The sequence below is a fragment of the Blattabacterium cuenoti genome, from assembly GCF_014251275.1.
In the GTDB taxonomy this organism is placed as follows: domain Bacteria; phylum Bacteroidota; class Bacteroidia; order Flavobacteriales; family Blattabacteriaceae; genus Blattabacterium; species Blattabacterium cuenoti_AG.
The window spans coordinates 1-14,630 of the sequence record NZ_CP059183.1 but is presented as its reverse complement, the minus strand read 5'-3'; the positions used below and the strand labels follow the sequence as shown (position 1 = coordinate 14,630).

At 22.9% G+C, this 14,630-nt stretch carries 10 protein-coding genes and 1 other RNA gene; 7 read left to right on the top strand and 4 right to left on the bottom strand.

Annotated elements, in window-relative coordinates; all coding sequences use genetic code 11:
• Nucleotides 1-40 precede the first annotated feature (40 nt).
• From H0H76_RS02875 to lnt, 5 genes are all read left to right on the top strand, one after another.
• Complete coding sequence (locus H0H76_RS02875; RefSeq protein ID WP_238783881.1) at nt 41-367, top strand: hypothetical protein; 327 nt, start codon at nt 41-43, stop codon at nt 365-367.
• Nucleotides 364-2,271 (top strand): penicillin-binding protein 2, encoded by a 1,908-nt coding sequence (mrdA, locus tag H0H76_RS00050; protein WP_185855522.1) that lies wholly within the window; start codon nt 364-366, stop codon nt 2,269-2,271. The genes H0H76_RS02875 and mrdA overlap by 4 nt, the downstream gene beginning before the upstream one ends.
• On the top strand, nt 2,240-3,499 hold the full coding sequence (gene rodA, locus H0H76_RS00045) for a rod shape-determining protein RodA (RefSeq protein WP_185855521.1): 1,260 nt from the start codon (nt 2,240-2,242) through the stop codon (nt 3,497-3,499). The genes mrdA and rodA overlap by 32 nt, the downstream gene beginning before the upstream one ends.
• A 66-nt stretch (nt 3,500-3,565) precedes the next feature.
• Nucleotides 3,566-3,970: a transfer-messenger RNA gene (ssrA, locus tag H0H76_RS00040) on the top strand.
• A gap of 72 nt (nt 3,971-4,042) precedes the next feature.
• A complete protein-coding gene (lnt, locus tag H0H76_RS00035) occupies nt 4,043-5,659 on the top strand; it encodes an apolipoprotein N-acyltransferase (RefSeq protein WP_238783880.1) in 1,617 nt (538 codons plus the stop codon).
• Here the strand turns inward: lnt and H0H76_RS00030 are convergent.
• Nucleotides 5,647-7,182 carry an NAD(P)H-hydrate dehydratase gene (locus H0H76_RS00030; protein ID WP_185855520.1) on the bottom strand — a complete coding sequence of 512 codons (1,536 nt, stop codon included), beginning with the start codon at nt 7,180-7,182 and terminating at the stop codon, nt 5,647-5,649. The two genes, lnt and H0H76_RS00030, sit on opposite strands and share 13 nt — an antisense overlap.
• A 90-nt stretch (nt 7,183-7,272) precedes the next feature.
• On the opposite strand from H0H76_RS00030, the gene H0H76_RS00025 reads away from it, so the two are divergent.
• Nucleotides 7,273-8,469: a dihydrolipoamide acetyltransferase family protein gene (locus tag H0H76_RS00025; RefSeq protein ID WP_185855519.1), complete on the top strand. Its 1,197-nt coding sequence runs from the start codon at nt 7,273-7,275 to the stop codon at nt 8,467-8,469.
• 6 nt (nt 8,470-8,475) lie between these two features.
• Nucleotides 8,476-8,970 (top strand): inorganic diphosphatase, encoded by a 495-nt coding sequence (locus H0H76_RS00020; protein ID WP_317168059.1) that lies wholly within the window; start codon nt 8,476-8,478, stop codon nt 8,968-8,970.
• Between the two features lie 9 nt (nt 8,971-8,979).
• Here the strand turns inward: H0H76_RS00020 and aspS are convergent, their stop codons facing one another.
• From aspS to nusA, 3 genes are all read right to left on the bottom strand, one after another.
• A complete protein-coding gene (gene aspS, locus H0H76_RS00015) occupies nt 8,980-10,686 on the bottom strand; it encodes an aspartate--tRNA ligase (protein ID WP_185855518.1) in 1,707 nt (568 codons plus the stop codon).
• An 82-nt stretch (nt 10,687-10,768) separates the two neighbouring features.
• Nucleotides 10,769-13,354 (bottom strand): translation initiation factor IF-2, encoded by a 2,586-nt coding sequence (gene infB, locus H0H76_RS00010; protein WP_185855517.1) that lies wholly within the window; start codon nt 13,352-13,354, stop codon nt 10,769-10,771.
• Between the two features lie 28 nt (nt 13,355-13,382).
• A complete protein-coding gene (gene nusA / locus H0H76_RS00005) occupies nt 13,383-14,630 on the bottom strand; it encodes a transcription termination factor NusA (protein ID WP_185855516.1) in 1,248 nt (415 codons plus the stop codon).

Genomic DNA, 14,630 nt, shown 5'->3' with positions numbered 1-14,630 from the left:
ATATATATTTATTTTATTTTCTTTTATAATAGGATGGATTATGGATAATTTTTTGAACACAAGAGGAATTCATGCATTTTCTATAACTTTATCAGCTTTTTTAAGATTAAATTTTTTAAAATTTTTTGATGGAAATAATTTTATAATAAAAAAAAATGATTTTTCTATTTATGATTTACCATTAATTAAAAAAATATTTTATACATTTTCATTGGTAATTATACACAATATATCTTTATTAATATTAGGAATATTTAGAAATCCTAATTTTTTTAATAGTATAGTTTTACTAAAAACAATATTTAGCAGTATTTTTACAACTGTTTTATGTATTATATATTTTTTCTTTAGAAGAATTAAACATTGAAAAAATTATATAAATTTTACGTTTTACTAAGTTTTACAGGAATTATTTTATTAATAAGATTAGTTTATCTCCAATTGTATACTGAAAAATATATTTTAAACGCTTTTAACACATCTATAAAACAAGAAATTGTTATTCCAGAAAGAGGATCTATTTTTGATAGAAATGAAAAATTGTTAGTTTTTAATAAATATATATATGAATTAATTGTTATTCCAATTTTAATAGATGAAAATTTTAATGTTACTGAATTTTGTAATCTTGTAGAAATTGAAAAAGATACTTTTTTTAAAAATTTAGAAAAAGCAAAATCTTATTCAAAATATTTACCATCTGTTTTCATTCCTTTTATTCCAAGAGAAAAATTCGCTAAAATACAAGAAAAATTGTATAAATACAAAGGATTTGATTGGACAAAACGATCTATTAGAGATTACAAAGTAGACAGTTCAACAAATATTTTAGGATATATAGGAGAAGTATCAAAAAATGATATTAAAAAAGAATCTAATTATTATAAAATAGGTGATTTTATTGGATGGGCAGGAGTGGAAAAATCTTATGAAAAAATTTTGAGAGGAAAAAAAGGTATTAAATATTGGATAAGAAATAGAAAAGGAAGTATAATAGATAGTTATAATAATAAGAAAAATAATATAAAAGCGGTAAGTGGAGACGATATTTCTTTGACTATAGATTGGAACTTACAAAAGTATGCAGAAAAATTAATGTTTAAAAAAAAAGGTGGAATAGTTGCAATAAATCCAAAAAATGGAGAAATTTTATCTTTAGTTTCTAGTCCAACAAATAATCCTAATTTATTTGTAGGAGAAAATCGTTCTAAAGAATTAAAAAAATTGATGAATGATATAGATAATCCTTTATTTGATAGGACTACACAGGGGCTTTATTCTCCTGCTTCTTCTTTTAAATTGCTTACGGAATTAGTAGGACTTCAGATGGGCGTAGTAAAAAAGAATACAACTTTTATTTGTTATAATGGATTTCGTTATGGTAAAAAAATAATTCATTGTCATTCTGGTAGATATGGGGTCCCAATTGGAATTGATACTGCAGTAGCAATTTCTTGCAATAATTATTTTGCACAAGTTTATAAACGGGTTATTGAAAAATATCCTAATAATTTAACTAAAGGAGCAAATGAATGGTGTGAAATTATTAAAAGTTTTGGATTTGGAAACTATTTTAACAACGATTTAGCTACAGGAGAAAAAGGTATAATTCCATCTGGAGATTATTATAATAAAAAATATGGTATAACAAAATGGAATGCAATTACTATTATTTCTAATAGTATTGGACAAGGAGAAATTAACGTTTCTCCTATTCAATTATCTAATATGGTATGTGCTATAGCAAATAAAGGGTATTTTTATACTCCACATATCATAAAAAAAATAAATCACAAATTAATAAAAAATTATAATTATGCTAAAGCTAAATACACTAAAATAAAGAGGAAATATTTTGATTTTATTATCAAGGGCATGGAAAAAGTTTTTATGATTGGAACTGGTAGGAGATTTAAAATTCCAAATATAAATATGGCCGGTAAAACTGGTACTTCACAAAATTTTATTAAGGTTAATAAGAAAATAATTTCTTTACCAGATCATTCAATTTTCATATTATTTGCTCCTGTAAATGATCCTAAAATTGCTATTTCAGTTATTGTAGAAAATGGAGGATATGGTTCAACATTAGCAGGCCCCATTGCTAGTTTAATAGTAGAAAAGTATATAAATAAAAATGTAAAAAGAAAAAATTTAGAAAAAAAAATTATGACAACTGGGCTACAAAACGTGTATAATGCAATAGCAAAAATGAAAAGACCAAATATAAACAATTTTTATGAAAGTAACTTCTCTAATAAAAAGAAATAAAATTTTCTTATTAAGGAATATAGATTGGCCAGTTTTAATAATTTATTTTTTTTTAGTTTTATTTGGGTATATAAATTTATATTCTGTTTCTCATGAAAAGGCAGAAAAACAAGTAATTTGGATTTTTTTTAGTTTTACTTTTATATTTGTTATTTTTTCATTAAAACCATTTCATTATAAAAGGTTAACATTATTTTTATTTTTATTAACATTAATTTTATTATTAGGTATTTTTTTTGTTGGAAAAAATATAAATGGATCAAAATCGTGGTATGTAATTGGTCCAATTAGTTTTCAACCATCAGAATTTGCAAAAATATCAACATCTTTGATGCTATCTAATATTTTAAGTAAGTATAACATAAAAAAAAATAAAAAAGTTTTTTTTTACATTTTTTTTGTATTAATAATTCCTTCATTTTTAATATTTATTCAACCTGATCCAGGATCTTCTATCGTTTTTTCTTCTTTTATTTTAACTTTATATAGAGAAGGATTATCTATTTTTTTTCCATTTTATTTATTATTATCTATTTTACTGTTTATAATATCAATTCATATATCTACTTGTATTATTATTTTTTCATTATTTTTAATTATGTTCTTTATTTTTATATGTAATAAAAATAGGTCATTAAATAATATATTTTTTTATATTTTTTTATTTGTAAATTTTTCTTTACTATCATTTTTTTCTCCATTTTTTTTTCAAAAATTATTAAAACAACATCATAGAGATAGAATAAATATTTTGTTTAAAAATGAATTTAATAAAAAGTATAGAAATAATATTGGTTATAATTTATTGTATTCTAAAACAGCTATTGGATCAGGAAAATTTTTTGGGAAAGGATATCAGAAGGGAATAATTACAAAAGGTAAATTTGTCCCTGAACAACATACTGATTATATTTTTTGTGCAGTTGGAGAGGAATGGGGATTTATTGGTAGTACAATTTTAATTATATTTTATTTATTGTTTATTAGTAGAATATACTTTATTTCAGAAAGACAAAAAGATTCATTTGTAAGAATTTTTGGATATTCAGTTGGTAATATTATATTCTTTCATTTAGTTATTAATTTGAGTATGGTAATGGGAATTTTTCCTACAATAGGAATTGTTTTACCTTTTTTTAGTTATGGAGGTTCTTCTTTATGGTCTTTTACAATTCTTATTTTTTTATTAGTAAGATTTGATGTATCAAATCAAATGAATTTTTTATAAAAAAGATAAAAAAAAAATAAATACTTTTTAATTTTAAAAAAAAATATTAATTTAGCACCCTCTTTCGGGGCTGATTTTGGAATTGACAGCAAAATTAGTTATAAAAGTAAGCATACCGTGTTACGTAAGGATTTACACGTAAATAAAACGTTACAAATTTTATAAATGGCGAAAAACAACAATACGCTTTTGCTGCTTAAATAAAAAAAAGCTTTATCTGTAAAAATAATACAGAAGCAAAATATTTCTAAGAGATTATTCCTTATAATCTCTTAATATAGAAATACTAAAAATTATTAAGGATAGGAAAAAATATGATTCTAAAATTTTCTGAAATTTTTTTTGAATCTAAATTTTTATCAGAAGTCCAAAATTCAGATAAATATGTAAAAAATTATTTTTTGGATAAGTATGTAGAAATCTTTTAAACTATTTGTTTGGACGCGGGTTCAAATCCCGCCAGCTCCATTTTTTTTTGTTATTATTCAAATTTTTTATATAATAAAAATTAAATTTTTTGTATATAGTATCCTTACTGGAATTTTGTTAGGATATGGATGGCCTACAGAAGGAAATCCTATTTATTTATTTATTGCACTTGTACCTTTATTATATATAGAAAATAATTTAAAAGGGTTTTTGTTTTTTAAATTTTTATTTTCTTTTATTTCCTTTTTAGTATGGAATATAATTGCAACATTTTGGTTACATTATGCTAAAAAAGTTAATGGGTCTTGTTCGCTAGAAGCATATTTAATTCCTGTATTTTTTAATTCTTTACTTATGTCAACAATTTTTTCTTTTTCTTCATGGATAAAAGAACGTGTAGAAAGTAGAAAAATAGGATATATATTTTTAATTTGTTTTTGGATATTATTCGAAAAAATTCATTTAGAGTGGGAGTTATCATGGCCATGGTTAAATTTAGGAAATGGATTTTCTAATAGTGTTGAATGGATTCAATGGTATGAATATACCGGAACTTTTGGAGGAACTTTATGGATATGGATAGTAAATATTTTATTTGCAGAATCTATTATTTCTTATCAAGAAAATGGAATATTACTTGAATTATATAAGAAAATATTTGTTAATAAAATGATAGTATTTTCATTAATTTTTATATCGAATATGATATATATTAAATATGAAAATAAAGAATATAAAAAATATGTTGATACATTAGTTTTACAACCTAATATAGACCCATATTATAAGAAATACAATACATCAATAGAAACATTGATTCCTAGTATAAAAAGAATGATTGACAAAAAAATATCTAAAACATCTATGTTAATAATAGCTCCTGAAACTGTAATTACAGGATATAAAGTTCCTGTAAAAGATATTAATCAAAATAAGGTAATTTCCATATTTGAAAAGTATTTAAAAAAAAAATCTCCAAATTCTGTATTTCTTACAGGAATAGAATTATTTGCATTATATAGTGATAAAAATAGAAGTGAAACTTCATCTCCAGTTATTTTTAGTAGTAATAATAAAAATGAAAAGTGGTTTGATGTATTTAATTCTGTTATACAAATAGGAGTAAATAGTAATGAAAATGCAGTATATTTTCATCATAAATCTAAACTAGTTCCAGCTGTAGAAACTTTTCCTTATAAAAAATTTCTTTTTCCTATATTAGGAGACGTATTATTAGATTTTGGAGGAAATGTTATAGAACTTGGAAAACAAAAACATATTTCTGTTTTTAAACATCCTTATTTAAAAATAAAAATTGCTCCTATTATTTGTTATGAATCAGTGTTTGGAGAATATGTTTCTAAATTTTTTAAAAAAAATGCTGAATTAATGGTAATAATAACTAATGATGGATGGTGGGAAAATTCTCAAGGACATAAACAACATTGTTATTATGCACGTCTTAGAGCAATAGAAAACAGAAAATATGTAGCAAGATCTGCAAATACAGGAATTTCTTGTTTTATTAATGAAAGAGGAGATATTTTATCATATATTCCTTATGGAAAAAAAGATGTTTTGCGTAGAAAAGTATTTATTAATAATAAAATTACTTTTTATTCCAAAAATGGTGACTATATTTCTAAAATAAGTTTAATGATAGTTATTATAATTTTATCATATATTATAACATATTATATATTTAGAGAAAAAATTTTTCAAATTTTTTGAAATGCATTAGGAATATTATCTATAATATCTGTTGATATTATAGATTCTTCTCCTAATTGTTTTTTTGCGATATCTCCAGATAATCCATGTAAATATACAGAAATAGCACACGAATTATTTAAAGAATAACCTTGAGATAAAAAACTAACAATAATTCCAGAAAGGACATCTCCACTACCTGCTGTAGATAAACCTGGATTACCGGTACTATTAAAATATAATATTCCATCAGGTGTAGATATAATTGTATGTGCTCCCTTTAATATTAAAAATATTTTATATTTTTCAGATATTTTTCTTAACAAAGATAATTTATTATAATCGTTTTTCCATTTTCCAAATAATCTGTAAAATTCTTTTGGATGTGGAGTTAATATAACATTTTTTGGTAAAATACTTAATAATTCTTGTTTTTTAGATAATATATTTATTGCATCTGCATCAATCACCATGGGGATCATAGGTATTTCTTTTTTGCATTTTAATAAAAATGATTCTAATGCATATATTGTATTAATATTAGTTCCAATCCCCATTCCTATACCTATTGCTTTTATATCGTATGGAATTGTAATATTATTATTATTAATAAAATATTTTTTTTTATCTGTTTTTAAAATTGCTTCTGGAACTGTACTTTGTATAATTTGATAACCACAATATGGAACATACATGGTTAATTTTCCAATTCCACATCTTATACTAGCTTTTCCAGAAAGGATCATAGATCCAATCATTCCATAACTTCCTCCTATAATAATTCCATGTCCATAATTTCCTTTATGAGAAAATTTTTTTCTTTTTTTTATTATTTTTTTAATAAATATATTATCTAAAAAATAATTTTTTGTATGTATATTTTTTAAATATTCATTTTTCCATCCTATATCTAATAAATGCCATTGTCCAATGAAATTTTCATATTCCGGTAAAAAAAATGGAATTTTAGGAGTTTGAAAAGTTAAAGTATGATCTGCTTTTATTATAGATTTAAAGTCATTGTTGTTTTTTTCTATAAATATTCCTGAAGGAATGTCTATGGATATAACAGATTCAAATTTTGTTTTATTTATATTTATATAATGAATAAAATTTTTCCAATATTTATTTAACTCACGGTTTAATCCTATTCCAAAAATAGCATCAATTAAATAATTTTTTTCTTTTTTTATAACAGGAAATATATCATTTTCATAAATATTATAAATTTTAATTTTATATTTTAATATTTTGTTTTTATAAATTCTAAATTCATTAGAAAAATTATTAGAAATATTAATAATGTATACAGTTACACTTATTCCATGTAAATATAAAATTATTGATAAAGCTAGTCCATCACCTCCATTATTTCCATTTCCTACTAATATTGTAAATGATTTATTTTTTATTTTACAATATTTATTAATCCAATTGAAACAACTCTTTGCAGCTATATCCATTAATTTTACATGAGAAATTAATTTTGTTTCAACATGAAATTTATCTATTTTTCTAATTTGATTTGAAGAAAGAATTTTCATTTTTTAAAATGAATTTATTATTTTTGATTGCATAAATTTTCTTTGAAATCTTATTATTATTATTACACAAATATAAAACGATAAATTTAGATGGCCGAATATAATTTGACCCTACCAGCCATGGGTGAAAGTATAGCTGAGGCTACTATCATTCGTTGGTTAAAAGAAGAAGGTGACACTATAAAAAAAGAAGAGATTTTAGTAGAAATAGCTACAGATAAAGTAGATTCTGAAATTTTTTCTCCAGTAGATGGAATTTTAAAAAAAATACTTTTTAGTACTAATGAAGTTGTTAGAATAGGTAAATCTATAGCAATTTTAGAAACAAAAGATATAATAATAGAAAATAAAAATAATATTTATGTAGAAGAAAAAAAAAAACGTTTTTATTCTCCACTTGTTCGTTATATTGCTCAAAAAGAAGGAATTAATTTTCATGAACTAGAATCAATAGTAGGAACTGGGAATAAACAACGTGTAACAAAAAAAGATATTTTAAAATATGTTCGTATAAAAAAAACAGATAATATTTTTACATTTTGTAAAAGTGTAAATAACTCTTTTTCATCTTCTTCTTATAATGAAGAAATTATAAAAATGGATAGAATTAGGATTATTACTGCAAAAAATATGATGTATAGTAAAAATACATCAGCACATGTTACTTCTTTTGTTGAAGCTGACGTTACAAATGTTGTAAAATGGAGAGAAAAAATGAAAGATTTTTTTCATAAAAAAACTGGAGAAAAATTAACATTAATGTCCATTTTTGTGGAATGTGTAGTAAAAGCAATAAAAGATTTACCTATGATAAATATTTCTGTAAGTGGATCTAATATAATAAAAAAAAAAAATATTAATATAGGATTAGCAACTGCATTACCTGATGGTAATTTAATAGTCCCTGTAATTAAACATGCAGATTCTTATAATTTAAGAGAATTAATATTAATAATAAATGATTTAATAAGAAGAGCTAGATCAAATCAGTTAAAACCTAACGAAATTAAAGGAGGAACTTATACAATTAGCAATATTGGAAGTTTTGGAAATATTTTAGGTACTCCTATAATTAATCAACCACAAGTAGCTATTATGGCTATAGGTTTAATACAAAAAAAATTATCCGTAGTAGAAACTTCAGATGGAGATTATATTGGAATAAGACATAAAATTTATTTATCTCATTCTTATGATCATAGAGTAATAGATGGAATTTTAGGAGGAGGATTCGTAAAAAAAGTTGCTTTTTATCTAGAAAAATTTAATTGCTATACAAAAATATAATATAACATGACAATAAATTTTGATGTATTAATTGAAATCCCTAAGGGTAGTAGAAATAAATATGAGTTTGATAAAAATAATAATTTAATCAGGTTGGATAGAGTTTTATATTCTCCTATGAGTTATCCTACAGATTATGGTTTTATCCCAAAAACCTTGTCAACAGATGGGGATCCACTAGATGTTTTAGTTTTTTTAACAGAACCTACAATACCAGGTTGTTTAATAAAAGTGAAACCTATTGGAGTTTTTTTTATGATAGATGAAAAAGGAAGAGATGAAAAAATAATTTGTGTTCCTATTTCTGATCCAAATTATAATACTTTAAATAAAATAGGTGATATATCTTTACATACAAAAAAAGAAATAGAACATTTTTTTTTAGTATATAAGGATTTAGAAAATAAAAAGGTAAAAATAGGAGATTGGAAAGATAAGGAAGATGCAGTTAATGTATATAAAAAATCTTGTCTACTATATAAAGAAAAATATTTAGATTAATTTTAATTTCTATAATATATTTTTTACTAATGAGGATGGAGTATTTGTCATTAAATCTCTACCTTCATTATTTTTTGGAAAAGCAATGAAATTTTTTATATTATTATCTTCTTCTAATATATTTATTAATCTATCTAAACCAAAAGCTATTCCACCATGAGGAGGAGTTCCAAATTCAAAAGCTTTTATAAAAAATCCAAATTTATATTGTATTTCTTTAGAAGAGTATCCTAAATATTGGAAAATTTTTTTTTGTGTCTTTATATTGTTAATTCGTATAGATCCACTACCTATTTCTGTTCCATTTATTATCAAATCATATGAATTTGAACGTGTTTTTTCTGGGTGATTATTTAATAAATGAATATCTTCTTTTTTTGGACTAGTAAATGGATGATGTACAGATTTAAATTTCTTATATTTTTCTTCCCAACTTAATAATGGAAAATCAGTAATCCACACAGGATTAAATTTTTTATAATTTTTTTTAAAATGATAATTTTTTATTATTATCAAACGTATTTCACTTAATAAAGTTCTTGTATTTATTTTTTTTCCATAAGAAATAACTAATATATCTCCTGGTCTTGATTTGAAGTATTTTATAAAAATTTTTAATATTTTTTTATTAAAAAAACAGTTTTTTGAATATAAAAAAGTTTTATTTGGTAAATATTGAATCCATAAAAAATTAGATTTTTTTATTTTTGAAAAAATAATGTCTATTTTTTTATCTGTATTATAAATATTCCAATCACTTTTTTTTATTTTTATTCCTATTGTTAATTCTTTTTCTATTAAAAAATTAATATTGTTCTTTTTAACTATTTCGTTTAGTACTATAAATTTCATTCCAAAACGTATATCTGGACTATCAGTTCCATATATTTTTATTGCATCATAATATGAAATTCTAGTAAAATTTTGTCTATAATTAATTTTCTTAATCTTTTTTAAAATATGTTTAATGAAACGTTCAAAAAAAAACAAAACATCATTAACATTGACAAAAGCCATTTCACAATCTATTTGGGTAAACTCTATTTGTCTATCTGACCTAGAGTCTTCGTCTCTAAAACATTTTACTATTTGAAAATATTTGTCAATTCCGCCTATCATTAATAATTGCTTAAACATTTGTGGGGATTGATGTAAAGAATAAAATTTTCCACTATTTTTTCTAGAAGGAACTAAAAAATTTCTTGCTCCTTCAGGTGTATAATTAACTAGTACAGGAGTTTCTATTTCTAGATAACCTTTTTTTGAAAGAAAATTTCGTATTTCTAAAACTAATTTATGACGATTAATTAAATTATTTTTTATAGTATTTCTTCTTATATCTAAATATCTATATTTCATTCTTATCTCTTCATTTCCATCAGTATTATTTTCTATAGAAAACGGAATTTCAATAGATTTATTTAGTATTTTAATTTTGTAAACTAAAATTTCTATTTCTCCAGTTGGAATTTTATAGTTTTTAGATACTCTTTCAACTACTTTTCCTTCAATTTTAATTAAAAATTCCTTACCTAAAAAAAAACCATTATTTAATAATTTTTTTGTAAAAATTAATTGTGTAACTCCAAAATAATCTCTAATATCTAAAAATAATAAAGAACCTAAATTTCTTATTTTTTTTATCCATCCAGATAGCATTACATTCTTACCTATATCTTTTTTAGTTAACTCTCCACAATTATGTGTTCTATACATAATAAAAATTAATTTTTATATAAATACAGTTACAGTTAATAAGTAATAAGTTTAAGATAATAATATAACAAAAAAAATAAAGTTATTCATAAACTTCTATTATATCTCCAGATATTATATCATAATAATTTTTTAACATAATCCCACATTCGTATCCTTTAGTAACTTCTCTTACATCTTTTTTAAAACGTTTTATAGAACTGAATTTTCCATTATGTATTACTATTCCATTTCTAATTAATCTTACTTTTGATTGTCTTGAAATTGTACCTTCTGTTACCATACATCCAGCTATATTTCCTATTTTATTAATTTTAAAAATTTCTCTAATCTCTGCAGTTCCTAATATTTTTTCTCTTTTTTCAGGAGATAGCAATCCTTTCATTGCTTCTTTAAGATCATCTATTACGTTATAAATAATGGAATAAATTCGTATTTCTATATTTTCTTTTTTTGCCATATTTTTAGCACTAACATTAGGACGGACATTGAACCCTATAATAATAGCATCTGATGCACTAGCTAATAATATATCAGATTCTGTTATTTGACCTACTCCTTTATATACAATAGTCATTACTATAATATTTGTAGATAATCTTTGTATAGAATCAGCAACAGCCTCTACTGAACCATCAACATCACCTTTAATGATTATTTTTATTTCTTTAAAAACACCTAAAGCTATTCGTTTTCCTATTTCATCTAATGTTATATGTTTTTTAGAACGTATATTTTGTTCTCTTTGTAGTTGTATTCTTCTGGAAGATAATTGTTTTGCTATTTTTTCATCTTTAAATACTTTAAACTTGTCTCCTGCTGTAGGAGCTCCATTTAGTCCTAAAATAGTAATAGGTTTTGATGGCCCAGCTGATGAAATTGTATTTCCTCGTTCATCTAAAATACTTTTAATTTTTCCATGGTTACTTCCAGCTAAGACATAGTCTCCTATTCTTAAAGTTCCTCCTTGTAATATAAGTGTAGTAACATAACCTTTTCCTTTATCTAAAGTAGCTTCTATAACAGTACCTATAGCAGGTTTATTAGGGTTTGCTTTCAAATCTAATAGTTCTGATAACAAAATAATTTTTTCTAATAATTCTTTAATTCCTGTTCCAACCTTTGCTGAAATTTCTTGAGTGTGATATTTTCCACCCCATTCTTCTACTAAAAAATTTAGGTTAGCTAATTGTTCTCTTATTTTATCTGAATTTGCATTTGGTTTATCAATTTTGTTTAATACAAAAATGATAGGAACATTAGCAGCAAGTGCATGACTAATAGCTTCTTTAGTTTGAGGCATAACTTTATCATCTACAGCAATAACAATTAAAACAATATCTGTAATTTGTGTTCCTCTAGCACGCATAGCAGTAAATGCTTCGTGTCCAGGTGTATCTAAAAATGTTATGTTTTTATTATTAAGATATTTTACACTATATGCTGCAATATGTTGAGTAATTCCTCCAGCTTCTCCTGCGATAACATTTGTATTTCTAATATAGTCTAATAAAGAAGTTTTACCATGATCTACATGACCCATTATCGTTATAATTGGAGGTCTTGTAACTAGATCTTTTTCTAAATCTTTATCATCTTTAATTGCTTCTTCTAAATCTATGCCTATAAATTCTACATTGTATCCAAATTCGTCAGCAACTAATGTTAAAACTTCAGCATCTAATCTTTGATTCATAGTTACCATAATACCTAATGACATACAGGATACTATAATATCAGTAGCATTTACATCCATCATAGATGCTAACTCATTTACAGTAGTAAATTCAGAAATTTTTAATAATTTTTCTTTTATTTTATTACTTTTATCTTGTTTTTGAATAAGTTTTTTTTCTTTTTTAATTTGACGTTTTTCTTTTTTAATTTTAGAATATTTTGATTTTATACCTCCTTTATAGGATAACTTTTCTAAAGTTGCTTTAATTTGTTTTTCTATTTGTTCATTTGTTATTTTTAATTTATTGAATCTTTTTTTGTTTTTGTTTTTATTATTTTTATATTTTTCCTTTTCTTTATCAACAGTATATTTTTTTACTTTGTTTTGTTTTTTTTTCTTTTTAAAAGAAATATTTTGCATTTCTTCAATATCAATAATAATTTCTTTTTTTATTCTTTTCCTCTTTTTTTTATTATTTTTTTCTCTTTTTTCTTTTTTCCTTTCAAATTTAGATAGATCTATTCTATCCCCAGTTAACATTACTCCATCTAATTTTTGATATACAGTATCTATATGTTCTACTATTGGTTTTATTTGTTTTACTGATTTTTTATTAGAAAATATATTTTTTTTACTATTATTTTTTTCATATTTAATAGTATCAATGTTAATATTATCTACTTTTTTTAATTCAATTAAATTCTTTGATTTATCATCTATTATTTGGTCATAAACAAATTTTGATTTTAATAAATCATCTTTTATTCTTTTTTTTTCTATTTTTTTTTGTAAAAAAATTTTTTCTGATTTATCTCTAATTTCTTTATATGTTTTAAATTCTCTAACAATAAATTTATATACTTTTTTTTCTATTTTTGCATTAGGGTTATTTTCTATATTAATTCCTTTTTTTTGCAAAAAGTTTATCACTCTTTGCAAAGAAATATTAAATTTTGTTAATACCGTTTTTAATCGGATTTTATCAGTCATAAATAAATAAAAATTTATATTTTTTATATTATATATTTAATTCTTCTTCAAATTCCTTTTTTAGAATAGAAACAACTCTTATTATAGTTTTTTCTTCTAAATTAGTAAGTTTACTTAAATCACTTTTTTTATAGTTTAATACAGATTTAGCAGTGTTTAATCCAACCTTATAGAATTTTTCTAATACTTTAGGTTCAATTTCATCAGAAAACTCTGTTAATTCAACATCATCTTCATAAGGATAATCTCTAAATATATGTATTTTATATCCAGTTAATTGACTAGCAAGTTTTATGTTATGACCATATCTTCCAATTGCTTTGGAAATTTCTTCAAGCTTTACATATACATTAACATATTTTTTATCTTCATTTATCTCCATCATTGATACCTTAGCAGGACTTAAAGCTCTAGTTATGTATAATTGAGTATTAGAAGTGTAATTTATTACGTCAATATTTTCATTTTTTAATTCTCTAACAATTGGATGTATTCTAGTCCCTTTCATCCCTACACAAGCTCCAACAGGATCAATTTTATCATCATATGATTCAACTGATACTTTTGCTTTTTCTCCTGGAATTCTAACTACTTTTTTTACGGTAATTAATCCATCAGTTACTTCTGGAATTTCTAACTTAAAAAGTTCTTCCAAAAAAGATCCATCTTTTCTAGTTAATACTGCGTAAGGTTTGTTATTCTTCCATTCTACTCTTTTTACCAAAGCACGAACTGGATCCCCTTTTCTAAAAAAATCACTTGGAATTTGTTCTTTTTTTGGTAATACCATTTCATTTTTTTCATCATCTCTAACTATAATATGTTTTTGTAAAATATGATATACTTCAACATTTATAATTTCTCCAATTTTTTTCTTAAATTTTTTATAAACATTTGTATTATCATACTCATTTACTTTAGAAAGTAAATTTTGTTTTAATGCTAAAATTGATCTTCTTCCCAAAGACATTAATTCTACTTTTTCTGTAACCTCTTCTCCTATCTCAAAATCTGGTTCTATATTTTTTGCTGTAGATAACTCTATTTCTTTATTTATATTTTTAACTTTCCCATCTTCAACAACTATACGATTTCTCCATATTTCTAAATCTCCTTGGTCTGGATTAACAATAATATCATAATTTTTAGAAGAATCATATTTTTTTTTTAATACACATCGTATAGATTCTTCTAAAATTGCCATAAGATTTACTCTATCTATGTTCTTTTCATATTTAAAATCTAAAAAGGAATCTATTAATGCTTCATGATCCAT